Source organism: Prevotella amnii DSM 23384 = JCM 14753 (assembly GCF_000378745.1).
Taxonomy (GTDB): domain Bacteria; phylum Bacteroidota; class Bacteroidia; order Bacteroidales; family Bacteroidaceae; genus Prevotella; species Prevotella amnii.
Genome location: NZ_KB905277.1, coordinates 20,053 through 38,558 on the forward strand (window position 1 = coordinate 20,053; position 18,506 = coordinate 38,558).

An 18,506-nucleotide genomic window follows, 5' to 3' on the forward strand; every position below is an offset into this window, starting at 1 on the left:
AGCGATGAAGATAGCAAGAAGAAAGAAGCAACGAAGAAAAAAGACGGACAGAAAGGAAAAGGAACAATAGAGCAAGCCGAGTTTGTACTGATTGGCAAAAGCCGTTCCATTTCCTCTCCCTCCGACAGCTCAATGCCTTTTTCAATAGTGGCGGCTTCTTGCGTCGGTATGGCAGCGGTTGTCCGGGTGGATGCCATCCTGAAACGGCTCTTGCCGATGATGTCCGCCTTTTCCGCAGGGACTTCCTCGTGTGCCGCTATGCGTTTAGCCTCATTCCCGTCCAGTGACCGCCATAATCCGACAATGCCCTTGAAGAAGCGGACAATCCGCGTGTCCATGATGCGCTCGTAAAGGAGCAGGAACAGGAACCAGAGGTTGCAGCCGACCGATACCGCCAGCAGAATGTCTGTCATGCTGATAGTGTAATTCATATCCTTCCGTTTTTGGTTAGAATACTGAATTGTAATTTCGGGCATAAAGGCTCTTTATCGCATCTTCGCACTGGTTGAAGTGGTGCGTCAGCACATGGTCGATGTAAGCGGACAGCGTAAGCCGGTCATGCCCGATTACACGGGTGATACGCATGATACGCTCGTGGTACTCCGGGCGCACATACGCCATCTTCCCCTCACGTGCCTTTACTTCCGGGTCGCGGATGAACAGGCGTTCATAGTCCTTCTCACTGCATTTGCCGCTTACCGGGACAGGCGACAGTATTTCCACACTCGCCTGCACTTGGGTAAACATACCTCCGCAGTCTTGCTGTGGTCTTTTTTCATTCGGTGTCATTTCTTTTTCCATTTTCAAATCAGATCTTCACGTTGTTTCTTGTACAGTTCGTTGATTCTCTCCTTGTGCTGTTCCAGATGCTGGCGCAGCACGGTATCCACATATCCGCCTACTGAGATTTCCCCTCCGGCGATGTCGTTCACGATTCTGAGGATCTTGCCGTGGACGTCACGGCTGATATAGACACATTGGCGGGTCTTTATCTCGTTGCGGCGCAGGAATAGCTCGTTGTAGTCCTCGTCCTGCCTTTTCCGGCGTCCACTTTCCCTCTGCGCTTTTTCCCGTGTTACGGGTTGCACAGGAGATGGTTCCGGTGCGGCGGTGTCCTCTTCGGTCGGTGCAGCTGCGGGTACTTCCTGTGCGGGGCGCAGTGTCCCGTCCTGTGTGCGCCGCCCGATGGAGGCTAACAGCAGTTCCTCGTCGATGCCTTCCGTGTTCACTTTCCTGCTGCCCATGCTCACTGCGGTCTGATGATGTCGCTTATCTCTTCGGAAAACTCCCGGATGCCACTCCCTTTCAGCAGTGCCGTGTCCATCGGGAAGATGGTGGAGCGGAAAACGCTCTTGCGCTCTTCCGAAAGGTCACGGCGGAACTTCTTGCTGTCGGGCAAGCGGGTGGAAAGTACCGGAAAGCCCATTTCGGCTATCACTTCCTCGTAGATGCCGTACAAGTCGTTCCTCTCCCTGCCGTCCACCATCGTCCAGAACAGATGCAGCCCCTTTGTTTTCGCCTGTCCGGTAGTCATCAGCCTGTCGCGGAACATCGTGACGAATTTCAGGGTACTCTCCACGACAAAGCGGTCGGCACTCAGCGGAGTGAAAATGTAGTCCATCTGCGAGAGCGTCTTTATCATGCCGTTGCTTCGGAGTGTGCCGGGCATGTCGAAGAACACCACGTCGGGTTTCACGTCCTCAGTGGCAATCATCCTCTCGGCATCGTCGAGGGCGTTCACCGCATTGCTTTTGACGATGGTGTAGGCGTTCTTTTTGATCCGGCGGAAATGGTCGCAAGCGAGAGCCTTGAAGTAGGTGCTGCTGTCGATAAGCCCCATTTCGTGTTCGCGCAGCCCGTGGATGCTGTGCTGCGGGTCGTCGCAGTCCACGACGGCGACATTGTAGCCTTTCACGTTGTGCAGGTAGCTGGCGGCAAGTGCCGTGACAGTGGATTTGCCGATGCCACCTTTCTGTGTTGCGAATGCAACGAAGATTTCCTTACTCATAGTTCCATTTATTTTAATTGTTGATGATTTGTTTTTCTGTTTCCATACGGATTTGGCTGTCGCACCATCCGCTTCCGTGACTACACACGCAGGCGGGTCGTCGCGTATCCGGTTCTGTGGTGAAGCGGTGCGTCGGACAAATGGTGATTGACGACATTGCGTCATGAAGTCATTGAATCCATACGTCACCGAATTGTCGGAGAACCGGGTTTCCGACGGTTCGGGTATCCGTTTCGGCAAGTATCCGAAGAAGCGGATTTCCGGGTATTTGAATGTTCCGTTTATCATATCTTCAAATCGTTCGTTTCTTGAATCATGCTGCAAATAAACAAGTATATTTTGGAACCTGTATCACTTCTCCGGCAAGTGGCGGCACGTTGCGCCGGTTGGCAGTCATTGACCGGGTCAAGCATCTGTCCGATACCGCTTTAAGGGCGTAACTTTGCACCCGGACAGCAGGGTTCGCCGATGACGCGCGGCCCGGAGTCCTGAAAGGTATTTTCCCAATCCGTCCCCTGACGGATTTTTATGTTCACCTGAACATAGCAAGATGTCTTTTCAGCCGCTCAAAATATTTTGAGCAGCCACGAAAAGCACTTGCCCTTGCAGGGGGCGGGCTTTCCCTCCGAAGTCGGGAAGCCTTTCAGAACTGCGGTGCTGTAATCCGAAGCGGCGGCTTATGCCGTCAATCCGCTAAATCCAAAGTAATATGAAAGAGAAAAGGAAAAGCAAATCAGGGAGAAATCCCAAACTTGATCCGGCGGTGTACCGGTACACCGTCCGTTTCAACGAGGAGGAACACAACCGTTTCCTCGCCATGTTCGGAAAATCGGGTGTCTATGCACGGTCTGTTTTCCTCAAAGCGCACTTCTTCGGGCAACCGTTCAAGGTGCTGAAGGTGGACAAGACGTTGGTGGACTATTACACCAAACTGTCGGATTTTCATGCACAATTCCGTGCCGTGGGTACGAATTACAACCAAGTCGTGAAGGAACTGAGGCTGCATTTTTCAGAGAAAAAGGCGATGGCGTTGCTCTACAAATTAGAGCAACACACCGTCGAACTCGTGAAACTGAGCCGCCGGATTGTGGAACTTTCAAGGGAAATGGAGGCAAAATGGTCGCAAAAATCAGTGTAGGAAGTTCGTTGTACGGCGCGATTGCCTACAACGGGGAGAAGATTAACGAGGCGCAGGGGCGGCTTCTCACCACCAACCGCATCTACAATGACGGTTCGGGAACGGTGGACATAGGCAAGGCGATGGAGGGTTTTCTCACCTTCCTGCCACCGCAGATGAAGATCGAGAAGCCGGTGGTGCATATCTCTCTCAACCCGCACCCGGAGGATGTGCTGACCGATATTGAGTTGCAGAATATCGCCCGCGAGTATCTGGAAAAACTCGGTTTCGGAAACCAGCCTTATCTTGTATTCAAGCACGAGGACATCGACCGCCACCACCTGCACATCGTGACGGTCAACGTGGACGAGAACGGGAAAAGGCTCAACCGGGATTTTCTCTACCGCCGCAGCGACCGTATCCGCAGGGAACTGGAACAGAAGTACGGATTGCATCCGGCAGAACGTAAAAATCAGAGATTGGATAATCCGTTGCGCAAGGTGGCCGCATCGGCAGGTGATGTGAAGAAGCAGGTAGGCAACACCGTGAAGGCTCTGAATGGGCAGTACCGTTTCCAGACGATGGGCGAATACCGTGCGCTCCTTTCCTTATATAATATGACGGTGGAGGAAGCGAGGGGCAACGTGCGCGGACGGGAGTATCACGGGCTGGTCTATTCCGTCACGGACGACAAGGGTAACAAGGTGGGCAACCCGTTCAAATCCTCGCTTTTCGGGAAGTCCGCAGGCTATGAAGCCGTACAGAAGAAGTTTGTCCGTTCCAAATCGGAAATCAAGGATAGGAAACTGGCAGACATGACGAAACGCACCGTCCTTTCCGTGCTGCAAGGCACTTATGACAAGGACAAATTTGTATCCCAACTCAAAGAGAAGGGCATCGACACCGTACTGCGCTACACAGAGGAAGGGCGCATCTATGGGGCTACCTTCATCGACCACCGCACGGGATGCGTGCTGAACGGTTCGCGCATGGGTAAGGAGCTTTCGGCGAATGCCTTGCAGGAACACTTCACCCTGCCATACGCCGGACAACCGCCGATACCGCTATCCATCCCTGTGGATGCTGCGGACAAGGCACACGGGCAGACCGCCTACGACAGTGAAGATATATCGGGCGGTATGGGCTTGCTCACTCCCGAAGGTCCGGCGGTAGATGCCGAGGAAGAGGCTTTCATCCGGGCGATGAAGCGCAAAAAGAAGAAAAAACGCAAGGGCTTGGGTATGTAATCAGAGTATCAACAATTAAAAAATCAATGTATGTCACAACAAGAAGACGATTTGAGGGCATTGGCGAAAATCATGGATTTTCTGCGTGCCGTGAGTATCATTTTAGTGGTCATGAACGTGTACTGGTTCTGCTACGAAGCCATCCGGCTGTGGGGCGTGAACATCGGCGTGGTGGACAAAATCCTTCTGAACTTCGACCGCACGGCGGGGCTGTTCCATTCCATTCTCTACACGAAGCTGTTTTCCGTCCTTTTGCTTGCCTTGTCCTGTCTGGGTACGAAGGGTGTCAAGGGTGAGAAAATCACTTGGGGGAGAATCTGGACAGCATTTGCCGTCGGGTTCGTGCTGTTTTTCCTGAACTGGTGGTTGCTGCCCCTGCCGCTGCCGCTTGAAGCGGTGACGGGACTGTATGTCCTTACCATTGGAACGGGCTATGTCTGCCTGTTGATGGGTGGTCTGTGGATGAGCCGCCTGTTGAAACACAATTTGATGGAGGATGTTTTCAACAACGAGAACGAGAGTTTCATGCAGGAAACGAGGCTTATCGAAAGCGAGTATTCGGTCAATCTGCCGACACGTTTCTATTACAGGAAACGCTGGAACAACGGTTGGATCAATGTAGTTAATCCCTTCCGTGCGTCCATCGTGTTGGGTACGCCGGGCAGCGGCAAGTCCTATGCCGTGGTAAACAATTTTATCAAGCAACAGATTGAAAAGGGCTTTAGTCAATACATCTACGATTTCAAGTATCCCGACCTATCTACTATTGCCTACAACCATTTGCTGAACCACCCGGACGGCTACAAGGTAAAGCCGAAGTTCTATGTGATCAACTTCGACGACCCGCGACGCTCTCATCGGTGCAATCCCATTCACCCGGATTTTATGGAAGATATTACGGATGCCTATGAGAGTGCCTACACAATAATGCTCAACCTCAATAAAACGTGGGTGCAAAAGCAGGGCGACTTCTTCGTGGAGTCACCTATCATTCTGTTTGCCAGTATTATCTGGTATCTCAAAATCTATCAGAACGGGAAGTTTTGCACGTTTCCCCATGCTATCGAGTTTCTGAACCGCCGTTACGAGGATATATTTCCGATACTGACCTCTTATCCGGAGCTGGAGAACTACCTTTCGCCGTTCATGGATGCGTGGCTTGGAGGGGCTGCGGAGCAGCTCATGGGTCAGATAGCGTCGGCAAAAATCCCGCTTTCGAGGATGATTTCACCGCAGCTCTACTGGGTGATGTCAGACAGCGAGTTTACGCTGGACATCAACAATCCCGAAGAGCCGAAAATCCTCTGCGTGGGTAACAATCCCGACCGTCAGAATATCTACGGTGCGGCACTCGGTCTGTATAATTCCCGTATCGTGAAGCTCATCAACAAGAAGGGGATGCTGAAGTCATCGGTCATCATCGACGAGTTGCCCACAATATACTTCAAAGGGTTGGACAATCTTATAGCTACCGCCCGAAGCAACAAGGTTGCCGTGTGTCTGGGCTTTCAGGATTTCAGCCAGTTGGTTCGTGACTATGGGGACAAAGAGGCGAAAGTGGTGATGAACACTGTCGGCAACATTTTCTCCGGTCAGGTGGTTGGCGAAACCGCCAAGACACTATCCGAACGTTTCGGAAAGGTGTTGCAGAAACGGCAATCCATTTCCATCAACCGGCAGGACGTGTCCACCTCCATCAACACGCAGATGGACGCGCTCATCCCGCCGAGCAAGATTTCCGGGCTTACGCAGGGAATGTTTGTCGGTTCGGTGTCCGACAACTTCAACGAGCGCATCGAGCAGAAGATTTTTCACTGCGAGATTGTGGTGGATGCCGAGAAGGTGAAGCAGGAGGAAAGTGCCTACAAGAAAATCCCCGTCATTACCGATTTCACGGACGAAGACGGCAACGACCGCATGAAAGAGACGGTGCAGGCGAACTACCGGCGCATTAAGGAAGAAGTGAAGCAGGTTGTTCAGGAGGAACTGGAGCGCATCAAAAACGATCCGGTGCTGTGTAAGCTGCTACCAGATAATGAGGCTGTCTAACAAGTCCCCAAAATTGAAAATTATCCCTATCGAAGTTTGAAGTGCCCCCCAAAAAAGTTGGATACAATTTTTTTTGGGGGGGGCACTTCAGTTCTGACGGGGTAAAATCGTAAAATTCGGACTTGTTAGACTAATACTTACGCGGTTTCAACCTCGGGTACTGAATCTATCGAATTGACAAATTCAATCAACTGCGGATCTGAATCTTTTTGTGAGAGGTTCTTGAGGCTCTTTTTCAATTCATAGGCATCATCCCCTGCTATATTTATTAAATCCATATAAAAATCTTTGTTTTGCAGAATCAATGAACGGCATGCCCCATCGGAAATTACAGGTTTCACTATTTTGTCAATAACTTCTCCAGCTTGACTTTTTAAATTACCATGTGTTCTAAGCCATGGTTCGAAAAACTGGAACTTTATTGCATTGATAGTCTTTTTACCGATACAGAAATCATTTCTTATATCGGTAACAGTCGATTTAATTTTTCGTTTGTCCAGCCTTTCAATTATATTCTTAAAGCAATCAGGCAAAGAACTCCAATTCTGAGTACCAGAAGCAATATCTATTAGAATCTTTTTACCAAATTCTGTCAGGTTATCAGGCAGGGATTTGATTTTAGTCAATAAATGGTTTGTTGCCACAAGCCAGTAATCGGATGCATGGTTTGCTTTTTGGGCATATAGCGTATCTGAACTTACTTCAGACAACGCTTCGATTGCTATTTTATTGATATGGTCGGTCAAGACATTACTTATCTTAGTGGTTAAACTATAAAAAGACGCACGAGGAATTACAATTTGGATATTGTTTTTGCTTAAATGCTCATCCAAATCGCTATCCCATTCGGCTAAATGCTCGATAAATGCATCTTCCGTAACACTTATCCTATTCTTGATATTTTCAAACTGAGGTAGTATATCTATAAGTGATAATTTATACCCCAATTTATTTTTTACCATATACTGCAAAGTGTCATTCAATAACGAATTATTCCAACCAACACTCTTAATCAATAAATCTCCATGATCCACGTAATAATCCATGACTTTTGCAACATATTTTATATCTCCACCCTCTATTAAGGAAACGGAGCGACCATGTGCCAGTTGCATGGCGACCAAATCGTAATACCCAGACTCTTCAATGTTTCGACCATCAGTTTTTAATTCAGAATGCAACTGATTTATGTAGGTTGGATCTAACGTTACAGATAAAGGTCTTTCTTCGTCAGATGCCAATAAACGATAGGTTGTAAATATAGCCCCTAAATTGTCTTTATTTACTCCCTTCGTTTTTATGCAATTCATGATTGTTTGCAGAAGTGTTGGGAACGTATAGGCAGAATCGCTCTTTAATGTTTTTACAATATCTGCATGGTCGAAATTATCGGGTAATAAGTTTGACAAATAAGTGTCGAGTACCTCTGAATTTGTTTTTACTTGATAATACTCGTATGCTTTGGTTGTATTATCATCTCGATAGGCCTTATGTGTTTTATTTGCAACTTTAATATAATCGATAAACGTATTTGACTCAACTGTTTTTGCTTCAATCAATGACGCAAAATCGCACGACAACTTATTTTGCTCAATAAACCGGTCGATTTCGTTTAATGTCTTGAAATAGTCGCCGCCATTAAAGTCTTTGAACCGAACTACCTTTTTATATAATTGAGCAATCACATGATTTTGGTTTTCCGTGTCTAAATGCAATAGTAACTCTTGATATTCGACAGGGAACGCTTGTTTTTCGATAGGCTCCTTTAACTTCAATTTTGCTATTCTTTGCCATATATGCAAAATAGTATCATTCTTTCGAGTTAATGTATGCAAACAGTGTATAATTTTATCGACAAGCGCATCATCTATTCCCTTTATAACTTCATCCAACACAATGTCAAATTGCTTATTGGTATTCGCGTATTGGTTTATATCATGGTCGTCTTCTCCGTTGATGCAACCTTCGATATATTTCTTCAATGGAATTTGTCGCGCATGTTCAACATCAACACCATATACCAAAGCTGCAATTTCGCGTTGGGTTTGCAGATCATTGTTAATTATTGTTTGAATGCCATTCAGATAGTCGCCAGACAATATTTGTTCTGCCGGATTAGCGAGAATCTCTGCCTTCTTCAGACAGAACAAAGCTATGTTTATCATCGAAATTTCATTGCTCCATTCTTGACGAAGAGCAACCATTTCATTGATAAATGATATAATTTCCCGAACATTGGCGTTGGGATTCACCAATCTGAATATTCGATTTATTGTTTCGCTCTCGTCATTCCCTTCTTCACCAAATGCTTCAACAAAAAATTTATCTACGATATTCCGATAGTCGGTAATAACAGGAGGAGCAATACGATAAACAATAGGGAAAGTTTTATTGATAAAATACTTGGTCAGTTGTTTCGTTTGCTCGTTGGTCTCATCACCGAATGCACAAGCCAAATGTGTTTCATCGAAAGGAATAACTGCCCAAACATTTTCAAAACCGCTATCGGCAAAGAACGTATGGATAGAAGACCATAATTCCTTCACCTTTTCAGCTGGTAGGCGATCCATGTTGTCAAAAACAAGGACTAATTTACGTAGCCCTTTTTCCTTGATAAAATCAGAAATGTCTTGCATCCATGTTTTGAACTCGTAAACCGTTGGTTCGTCTTCGCTCAAAGTCTCATAGCAAACGTCCTTTTCGACTTTATCTTGATAAATAGCTAACATATAACTCCATCCATATTTATGATCTTTGCTATATGCCCATTTCCAAACGCACAATGCAATAAGAATTGGCAGTGCAGCTATGATAATAGACAATAAAGAAAACCACCACGTTGTGGGTGTAGGTTTTACTGCATATGCAATAAATGTAAATATCGGAGTTAGGACTGCAACCAAAAATGCAGCAACCATACCATTGCTGATAAGGGGATATTTTTCAGTTACAGTTTCCGTTTTGCGAGCTAATAAATATTTCAATTTATCAGACCACGATACGGTTTTCGAACCTCCACCTTTGACTTTTATTGTTGCATCTCCAGATAAGATACAATCATCAATAAGTTTACTTGTAAGCAATTCCAATATAGATCGGCGTTGCAAATCTTCTTGATGCCCCCATGCATCATACTCAAAAAAGTAATAGTTGTCGGACAATTCGCTTTCCAACATTTTCACCACGTTGGATTTTCCAGACCCCCAAATACCTTCGATACCGATAATTCGAGGTAAAGAACATTCTTCATTCAATGAATCGTTCTGACGAAAATGGCGAGCAATAGTTTTTGCCAGCCTTTTTTGCGAACCTCCGTCGAATTTATCAATACCGCACGGTTTATTTTGGATAAACCGCGGATATTGAGACTGTTGGAATTGTAGTTTACTTTCCATATACGTAATTTATTGATTACACGAACTCCAAATAATTCTCCTTGTTCACTACGTGAAATTCAGCATGAGGGTAGGCTTCTTGAAACACTTTCGGGACACTGGGCATCTTATTTCCCCATTTGAACTCCAAAGCTGTCAAGCTGTCTGCACTCTCTTCGATCAAGTCAATTTCTTGCTTATCGTAAGTACGCCAGAAATAGAACTCCTTATGCAATCCTTCGTTGAAATTCGCTTTACGACGCTCTCCTATGATGTAGTTCTCCCACAATGCACCGACATCCTGTCGAATAGCCAATGGTGAAAAAGCACCTATAATCGCATTTCGAATGCCATTATCATAGAAATACCACTTCCCGGCTTTCGTCACCTCTTTGCGCAGGTTGCGCGAGTAAGCCCCCAGACGATAGATAACGAAGACCTTTTCCAATAGGTCGAGGTATTTTTCAACTGTCGTCTTGCTCATGCCGAGTTGTTTACCTAACTCATCGTAAGAAACTTCGCTGCCCAACTGAAAAGCTATCAATCGCAGTAGATCGCGCATCTTGCTCGAATTTTTTAAGCCGTCAATTGCTAAGATATCTTTAAGGAGGTATGCACCTACAATATCACGTAGGTAGTCTGTTTTACGTTCATAGTTCTCCATCATTACTACTTCGGGATAGGAACCATAAATCAAGCGTGCTTCGAGGTTCTGGCGGGTTTCAAGTGCCGTTTCCGTCTGTGCGATTTCCCGTTGCGAGAATGGTGTAAGGAGAAATTGCGTACTGCGGCCGACCAACGGTTCACCAGTCTTATTCAGTAAATCGAATGACGAAGAACCACTTGCCAAGACACTTATTCCCGGTATTTCATCAACTATCAACTTCAGAATACTACCGATTTGTGGTATGTTCTGTGCCTCATCAATAGCCAGCAAATCAATACCATCCAATAAATGCCGATAATTGGCTATTGAGCGATTCTCCAATAGTGCTAATGTGTCGTAGTCTTCGCCGTTGAGCATCATCGTCCTACCTGAATAGTTGTCCACAATTTTACGCATCATTACCGTTTTACCAACACGGCGAGCACCAAAAATCAGTACTGCTTTATTGGGCGCGATTCGTGCTGTAATCTTCTCTTGAAGTATTCTATTTACTGTTTCCATACCTTATAAAATATAATGCAAAGATAATCATATTTTTTTTAATTGGCGAATTTTACACAAAAAACAGGTTGTGAAATGGCGATTTTTACAACCATAATCTTATGGAAGTTGTTTCATTGTTTTTAGTAATGATATATGTTCATACTATGATGACTCAATAATTTATCAGACATACGTTTCTAAAATTTGTCCTTATAGGAATAAAAACTCACATATATTATGCTAATTAACATGTAATTAAATGAAAATAAAAAGACAGGATACGAGTATTCCTGTCTTCTCATATGTAATGGATATTTTTTTATTTTCTCATCCGCTCCAACTCCTCATCACGCAACATTCTCTCGTTCAGTTTTTCCTGCATCCTGTCAATGAAATAGGTGCGACTTTCGTTCTTCCGGCGTTTGATATCAGTGTAGAAGCGGTAGCAGTCCTTCGACTCAACTCCGAATATCTTATAGAGAAGTGGGGCGAGCTGTTTGAGCGGCATATTGCCGTTGTTGATACAGCCCATCTCGTCTATACCGTAGATAAGTTCCACGAGGTCGATGGCGTTGCCCGTCCATTGAAGAAGGCTGGCGGTGGTTTCTGTTGCGTTGTTGGCGGATATTAGTGGTGGCACTTGGGGCGTGGCAAGGAATTTCTGCATCTTTCTTACGAAAGACAGAGCCTTGCTGACGTAGGCGGCAATCTCTCTTCTTTCTTCTGACAGATTACGCACGGGATGGTGCTGCAACTCGATTTCGATGTAGGCAAGCGCGATGACGGTAAGGTTCATGTCCATGCCGCCGTTGCACAGTTCGATTACTTGGGTGGCGAAAGCCGTGTATGCTTTTTCCATATTGCAGTCTCCGGCTTCGTTTATCCGACGGAAGAACTCGGTTTCCGCCAATAAAAAATAATTCATGTCCTGTCAATTTTGAAATTTTACACTCTGTTTTCGGTATGCGCACATGAATATAATTGGCAAAAAACGCGGCAGAAAACAAAAAATCCAACGCTCAATTTTACAAAGTGTTGGATTTCAGTGGTGTAAAATTCAATATTTTTTCACAGGGACAAATTATCTCCGACTTAAATTGTTTGTAATCAGAACATTTATTCTATTCTTGAAAATAAAAATGTATGCTTGCCGCACATTTTGGCTATCTTGCTTTTTTATCAAGGATGTAGATAATGCGACATACACCGTTGGGATAGCTTTTCAAAGAGGAAAGCGACCAGTGTCGCTCTGGCAGAGCCGACTTAAAAAAATGTCGTCCGCTTCCGGATATGAAAGGAACGGTGTACAGTATGATTTCATCCACAGCGTGCATACGCAGTAGTCCGTTTATATAGTCTGCCGTGCCCGGTGTGACTTCCGCGAGATAGCAGATGTTTGTGCCGTCTTTTCTCCATTCGTGCAGCATTGAAATGGAATAGTCCGGTGTGACATGGTAAAGGGCTTTCTCCCTGATTTCATCAAGACCGCAACAGTCAAGGCACAAATCCTGATGTGCTTTATCATATAACTCTGAAGAAAGACATCCGTCCATCGTCAGTACGGCGAGAATCTGAACTTTACCCATAATCGTTACCTTTCATTAGGCAAGGACAAAAAAGTAGCGTGCAATCCACACTACTTCAAGCGTAGGCTCTGGTAAAGCCCCTGAAAGAAACGCGTGAATGCACGCTATGCATAGGCATAGCATAAGCATCACGCAATTAGCTTCTTTCAGTTTCAATTTACCAGATTTACGCCTGAAACTCCTTGCGGTCTTATTCTATATGTCGGCGGCGAAAAGCTCCTGCAAATCGCCGTTTTTTCTCAAATGTTATGCAAAGATAGCCAAATTCAGTGAATTACGGGCTATGATTGCTTGAATTTATATTTAAGTCCATACTCTTCAAGTTTGCTGTATAGTGTTGTTCTGCCTATTCCGAGCAGTTCTGCGGTGACACTCCGGTTGCCGTTTGCCTGTTTCAACGCACGCAATATCCGCTCCTTGTCCTCCGCATCATTGCGCAGGGCGAAGCTGACGGGAGAAGTCGGTTTCGTCACGGTAAGTTCCAGATGCTCTTTCATGACAACACCTTCCTGCGCCTGCAATACAGCACCCATAACTTTCTGCCGAAGTTCCCGCACGTTGCCCGGCCATGCGTGTGTTAGCAACGCCTTACGGGCTTCGGAACTGAATCCGCTCACATTGCATTCCAACTCCTTGTTGGCTGTCTCTCGGAAAAAATCCGCCAGTGGCATGATGTCCTCCTGACAGTCACGCAACGGTGGAACGGTTATCCTGAAATCGTTCAGGCGGTAAAGCAGATCCTGCCGGAAGCGTTTTTCAATCACCGCTACTTCCAAATCTTCATTGGTGGCGGCAATGATACGGACGTTGAAGCTCCTGTCCGATTTGTCTCCGACCGGGCGATACCGCCTTTCCTGTATGGCGCGGAGCAACATCTGTTGGGTTTCCAACGCGAGGTTGCCCACCTCGTCAAGAAACAGTGTACCTCCTTCCGCCTCATGGAAATAGCCTTTCTTGGCACTGTCTGCTCCTGTAAACGCTCCCTTGACGTGTCCGAAGAAAGCTGAGGGAGCAAGCTCTTTGGTGAGTGAACCGCAGTCCACCGCCACGAATGGCTTGACTGCCCGCTTGCTCTTGTCGTGCAGGTGGTGGGCAATATGTTCCTTACCCGTGCCGTTCTCTCCGAATATCATCACGCTCATATCGGTAGCGGCTACCAGCCTTATACGGTGCATGATTTTCTGAAATGCGGAACCGTCACGGGCGAATACGGGCATACGGCGATGTCGCATCTGACGCTCTTTCTGTATAGAACGGAGAAGGGGGATCAGTTTGTCCTCCACAAGTTGTTTGGGTATGTAATCCAAAGAACCGAGTTTCATGCTTTCCACGGCTGTATGCACTTCGGCGTAGTCGGTCATTATGATGAAGGGTTGCAACTTCCCTTCCTTGCGCATCCAGCGCAATAAGTCTATGCCGTTCCCGTCAGGCAGACGCAGGTCGGCAACCACGATGTCATTATCTGTCGCCTGTTGTAGATGTTTCTTCGCTGTTGACAGGTGGTAAGCCTTCACGGTGCGGTAGCCCTCCCGCGCCAGCATGTTACAGATAAACTCGCAGTACACGATATTGTCCTCCACCACAATTATTGCTGTCTTATTCATTTTCGTATTTTCTTCTTTCCTCTTTTACCTGTTGAACAATCTCCATACCTTTGTCCAACACTGATTTTACTGCTTGTTGAAAGGTGTTTTCATCAGGCGTTGCCTTACCATGAAGCAATCCATAAAGTTCCTTCAGCGGTTGGTCGGCACGGAGAATTTCCCACGAACTGCGTAGATGGTGTGTCAGGGAATCCAGCATTTGCAGGTTGTTATCTTTTGCCGCATCCCGCACTGCCTGCATCTCCTTTTCGGTTTCCGTGATCAGTTTTTCCAGCATGACGGCTTCATTGCCGTAGGACAACAAGGCGGAAAAGTCCGGTTTACCATCGGATGTTATTTTTATGGCACACTTGTCGGAAACTTCCATCAGCTCCGATATGGAGAACGGCTTGAACAGGCATCCGGCAAAACCTTTTGTCAAAAGTTCCTCCGCATCGCAACTGCCCGAAGCGGTTGCAACGACCACGGGGATTGTCCGGGAGTTTCCCACATTGGACGAGCGTAGCAATTCCAGCAGTTCAAAGCCGTTTATATGGGGCATATTCAAATCTGTTATCAGCAAACTGTATTCTTTTCGACGTATCATTTCAATCAGTTCCGCCGCATCGGTGCAAGTATCGCAGTGTATTCCCTCTTGGGCATACATCTCTTTCAGCATCAGGAGTAGTACCTCGTCATTGTCGATGGCGACAACATTGATATTTCTTTCCTTATTTCGGATATAATCTTGTGTGGTTTGTTCGGGCTGTTCCTCGGCTTGCTGCATGGGAATCTCCACCGTAAAACGGCATCCTTTGCCTTTCTCGCTTTCCAGACGTATTGTTCCGTGGAGCATTGTCACTATATTATGTACGATGGAAAGTCCCAGCCCAAACCCCTCCTTTGCGGCGGCATTTGACAAACGTTCAAACGCAACGAACGCTTGGTGCTGTTCCTCTTCAGTCATACCTGTACCCGTATCTTCAACGACCAGTGTTAGCACTTCGTCAATATAGTCGGTAGCCAGCGACACACCGCCTTTCTCCGTAAACTTGATAGCGTTTGACAACAGATTATTCCCGATTTGTATTATTCGCTCTTTGTCGGTCAGAGCTACGGCATTACTTCCATTTTTCACCGTCAGAGATAGCCCTTTGTTCATGGCAACAGGCATAAACTCCGTTTCAAGGGTATGTGCGATTGTGGAAATGCGGCAGGGTAATAGTCTGGGTTGTTCCTTGCCATTATCCAACCGAAAGAAATCCAGCAGGTTGTTGAGCATATACCGCATTCGGTCGGAGGATTGCTGTATACTCCAAATATACTGTCCGTTTTTATCTTCATCACGTTCTTTGAGCATTAGTCCGGCATAGCCACTTATTGCTGTCAGCGGTGTACGCAGTTCATGTGTGATGGTATGCACAGCTTTCTTGCGGGAGGCTATTAGTGCCTCGTTCTGTTGCACGGACTGTTTTAATTGCTCGATTAACTCCGCTGTTCTATATTTGTATTGTTTAATCCGCTTGGCATCACGGAGTATTATGATATAAGAAATGATTAATAGCAATAGTACAAATCCAGTCAGACCACCTATTTGCATTAACGACTCTTTCCTCATCAAAGATATTTTAATTTCTCTACCTTGCAAGTCGGCTTGTACCTTTTCATCAATTTGATGAATCAGTTCTTGCAGTTGTCTATTAAGTTCTACATTGCGAGCTGCAAGGCTGTCGGCTTGTTCCGACAATTGGCGATCCTGCACTTTCTGTTCGCTGATTACGTTTCTATTGACCGAATGAAGGATAGTGGTTGATACTGCTGGAGTTACTTCCTTTTTTTTGCCGAATATGCCTAAGAAACCTTTTCGTTTTGGCTTTTTGGACTGTTCCTGCACACTTTTCTGTACAATAACCGGAATTTGATTGGCTATCTTCTTGTTAATAGATTGTTGTTCATCCATTAACCGGACTATCTGGAACATCTGTCGTTCCTTATCCTCTAAAAGACTGCGCACACTATCGATGCGCTCTGCTGGATAGGTGGCCTTGAAACGGCAGAGCATACTGTCCATTGCCATACGCCGTGCATGGTAATGCTCGATATCTTTATCGTTCCATTCCAGTATTGTTTCACCCAATAGAGAAAATTTTATCATTTGAATATTGATATTGTTTATTTCTTTTCGGAGCTCGTCTATTTTTTTATTGCCAAGTTCTAATGCTTCTATCTCCTGCCATTCATAGAGGCTATTATATGCCATACATCCGATAAGAATGGAGATAAGTATATATCCCAACCGTATTGCCTTATAGAAATTTCCTGACCGCTCCATTATTTTAATGACATTGATTTTTGGAACATGAATAAAAGTTTATCTTTTTCGTTCATGCGGATATTATCAGAATAACCGTCTTTTGTTATTTGATACCCACATGGCTTAACCATAAAAATGCCTAAGCCCTTAGTGTACGAACTTACTTCTGAGGCATAGTCTTTACTTGTATTTAATGGAACTTTCCCTTTAATATGACACCACTCATTATTACAACTGATGTCTTCAATCTCAGACATCAGTTTTTGCAAATCTGTAATAGCTTTGGAACTCGCTACTTGGGGTATCTGCAACTCAAAACAGAGCATCGGTTCGAGAATGTCCACACCTGACTGTTGCAAAGCCAGCCTGAAGACATAAGGGGTCAGCTGTCTGAAATCAGCAGGTGTACTTACCGGGCTATAATACTCGGCTTGAGTAAAAGTTACTTTCAGATCTGTCACTTCCCATCCATGTAAACCAGATTGGCAAGACATACGAATCCCTTCAAAAACGGCATTTTGAAAAGAATGGTTCAGATAACCATAGGAGATGTCACTTTCGATTTGCAACCCTGCCCCTAACGGTAAGGGTTCAAGAGTCAGCCCTATTGTGGCCCAGTAAGGGTTGGGTGGTACTTCGATCTGAATAATCTTATTTACCTTTTTTATAGGTCGTTCTTTGTAGATAGTCTTGATCTCATCAAAATGGACCTTTACGGAAAATCGTTCTTCCAGCAATGTCTGTATGATTTCCTTTTGGGTCAAACCATATAACGAGATTTCCAATTCATCACTATATGAGTTTATGGAAAAGGACAAAGACGGGTCTTCAATCCACAATGTATTCAGAGCGGATATCACCTTGCTTCTCTCTTCGGGCTTATTTGGCCGGACGGAGGATTTGAGAGCGGGATGCTGATGAGATAATCCTTGAATCAAACAAGGTTTAGCACCTAAATAATCTCCGATTCGAAAATCTTCTATATCTTCTACAATCGCGATATCATTGGCACCCACTTCATCAACATTTATCTCTCTGCCCTGATAAATAGTCTTTAGATTTTTAATCTTGATGAATTTTTCCGAATCGTTGATTCTTACAACGTCTCGAAGTCTCAGACTTCCGTCAATTATTTTAAGAAAACTTCTTTTATGCCCTTTGGGGTCATGCTCTATCTTATAGAGATAAGCTGAAAGTCTGTTTGAGACTGATGCCGGAGGAAGTATAAAAGAAGAAATGGCGTCCAACAACTCATTGATACCGATATTGAACATTGCTGATCCATGTAGCACCGGATAGACTTTGGCTTTTGCCACAAGAGCGATTATCGTATTCCAATAATCAGCCGGTGAAATTTCGCTATCCGCCAAATATCGTTCTAATATATCGTCGTCATGGTTGCATACAAATTCTTTGTATTCTTCCTTTATATATGTTTGGGAGCAAACCGGATAAACCGATCCATCGACAACAGTTTGCATAAACAGGACATCTTGCGACAGATTTGTTTTTATATCCATATACAAACGCTCCAAATTCACACCGGCACGGTCAATCTTATTGATAAATATAATTGTCGGGATTTGCAGCTTTTGTAAAGTACTGAACAGCAACTTTGTCTGCGCTTGTATGCCTTCCTTTGCGGATAAGATGAGGACTGCTCCATCAAGCATTTTGAATGTCCGCTCCACTTCCGCAATAAAATCCATGTGTCCCGGAGTGTCAATGATATTGCATTTCACTCCATTCCAGATAATAGATGTCGTAGAAGCCCGGACAGTAATTCCTCTACGTTTCTCTATATCCATAGAGTCCGTTATGGTGTCACCATTATCCACACGGCCGCACTTTTCCGTTGCTCCACTGGCAAACAGCAGATTCTCGGTTACGGAAGTTTTTCCTGCATCAATGTGAGCAAGAATTCCTAAATTTATAATATTCATTTGGATTAAGCAATAATATACTACAGTAGATGCATTGTCGAAACGCACCTTTTAATACCTCCTCGTAGCATATGAGAACTACAGGATTACTAACTCGTATTAATATGTATATTATTACTGCCGCATAACGATTAC

The 18,506-nt window shown here is 45.2% G+C and carries 13 protein-coding genes and 1 pseudogene; 3 read left to right on the forward strand and 11 right to left on the reverse strand.

The window, feature by feature from the left end:
• The 4 genes and pseudogenes from F596_RS10895 to F596_RS0105880 all read right to left on the reverse strand — a co-directional run.
• Positions 1-431 (reverse strand): annotated as a pseudogene (locus F596_RS10895) (hypothetical protein); the annotation flags it as partial.
• Positions 432-447: 16 nt separating this feature from the next.
• Positions 448-801, reverse strand: a complete 354-nt coding sequence (locus tag F596_RS0105870; protein ID WP_004291505.1) for a DUF3408 domain-containing protein — start codon at positions 799-801, stop codon at positions 448-450.
• A 2-nt stretch (positions 802-803) separates the two neighbouring features.
• Complete coding sequence (locus F596_RS0105875; RefSeq protein ID WP_004291503.1) at positions 804-1,244, reverse strand: DUF3408 domain-containing protein; 441 nt, start codon at positions 1,242-1,244, stop codon at positions 804-806.
• A 2-nt stretch (positions 1,245-1,246) separates the two neighbouring features.
• Positions 1,247-2,296, reverse strand: a complete 1,050-nt coding sequence (locus F596_RS0105880) for a ParA family protein (RefSeq protein ID WP_019036221.1) — start codon at positions 2,294-2,296, stop codon at positions 1,247-1,249.
• A 421-nt stretch (positions 2,297-2,717) separates the two neighbouring features.
• Here F596_RS0105880 and mobA point away from each other — a divergent pair, with 421 nt between their 5' ends.
• Genes mobA through mobC form a run of 3 tightly spaced genes read left to right on the forward strand, consistent with a single transcriptional unit; the run spans position 2,718 to position 6,421 of the window.
• Positions 2,718-3,146: a conjugal transfer protein MobA gene (gene mobA, locus F596_RS0105885; RefSeq protein WP_004291488.1), complete on the forward strand. Its 429-nt coding sequence runs from the start codon at positions 2,718-2,720 to the stop codon at positions 3,144-3,146.
• The gene (gene mobB, locus F596_RS0105890; RefSeq protein WP_004291483.1) at positions 3,125-4,372 is read left to right on the forward strand and encodes a conjugal transfer protein MobB; all 1,248 of its coding nucleotides are present in this window, start codon (positions 3,125-3,127) and stop codon (positions 4,370-4,372) included. Before mobA ends, mobB begins: the two co-directional genes overlap by 22 nt.
• A 30-nt stretch (positions 4,373-4,402) precedes the next feature.
• Positions 4,403-6,421, forward strand: coding sequence for a conjugal transfer protein MobC (gene mobC / locus F596_RS0105895; protein WP_024992675.1), 2,019 nt, complete (start codon positions 4,403-4,405; stop codon positions 6,419-6,421).
• 137 nt (positions 6,422-6,558) lie between these two features.
• On the opposite strand, the gene F596_RS0105900 is transcribed toward mobC, so the two are convergent.
• From F596_RS0105900 to tet(Q), 7 genes are all read right to left on the reverse strand, one after another.
• Complete coding sequence (locus F596_RS0105900; protein ID WP_019036224.1) at positions 6,559-9,816, reverse strand: P-loop NTPase fold protein; 3,258 nt, start codon at positions 9,814-9,816, stop codon at positions 6,559-6,561.
• A gap of 16 nt (positions 9,817-9,832) precedes the next feature.
• Positions 9,833-10,963, reverse strand: coding sequence for an ATP-binding protein (locus tag F596_RS0105905; protein WP_019036225.1), 1,131 nt, complete (start codon positions 10,961-10,963; stop codon positions 9,833-9,835).
• A 301-nt stretch (positions 10,964-11,264) separates the two neighbouring features.
• Positions 11,265-11,870 carry an RteC domain-containing protein gene (locus tag F596_RS0105910; RefSeq protein ID WP_019036226.1) on the reverse strand — a complete coding sequence of 202 codons (606 nt, stop codon included), beginning with the start codon at positions 11,868-11,870 and terminating at the stop codon, positions 11,265-11,267.
• Between the two features lie 238 nt (positions 11,871-12,108).
• A complete protein-coding gene (locus tag F596_RS0105915; RefSeq protein ID WP_019036227.1) occupies positions 12,109-12,531 on the reverse strand; it encodes a dihydrofolate reductase family protein in 423 nt (140 codons plus the stop codon).
• Between the two features lie 281 nt (positions 12,532-12,812).
• Positions 12,813-14,135 (reverse strand): sigma-54-dependent transcriptional regulator, encoded by a 1,323-nt coding sequence (locus F596_RS0105920; protein ID WP_019036228.1) that lies wholly within the window; start codon positions 14,133-14,135, stop codon positions 12,813-12,815.
• Positions 14,128-16,446 (reverse strand): hybrid sensor histidine kinase/response regulator, encoded by a 2,319-nt coding sequence (locus F596_RS0105925; RefSeq protein ID WP_019036229.1) that lies wholly within the window; start codon positions 16,444-16,446, stop codon positions 14,128-14,130. The genes F596_RS0105920 and F596_RS0105925 overlap by 8 nt, the downstream gene beginning before the upstream one ends.
• On the reverse strand, positions 16,446-18,371 hold the full coding sequence (gene tet(Q), locus F596_RS0105930) for a tetracycline resistance ribosomal protection protein Tet(Q) (protein ID WP_004291466.1): 1,926 nt from the start codon (positions 18,369-18,371) through the stop codon (positions 16,446-16,448). The genes F596_RS0105925 and tet(Q) overlap by 1 nt, the downstream gene beginning before the upstream one ends.
• Positions 18,372-18,506: the final 135 nt, after the last annotated feature.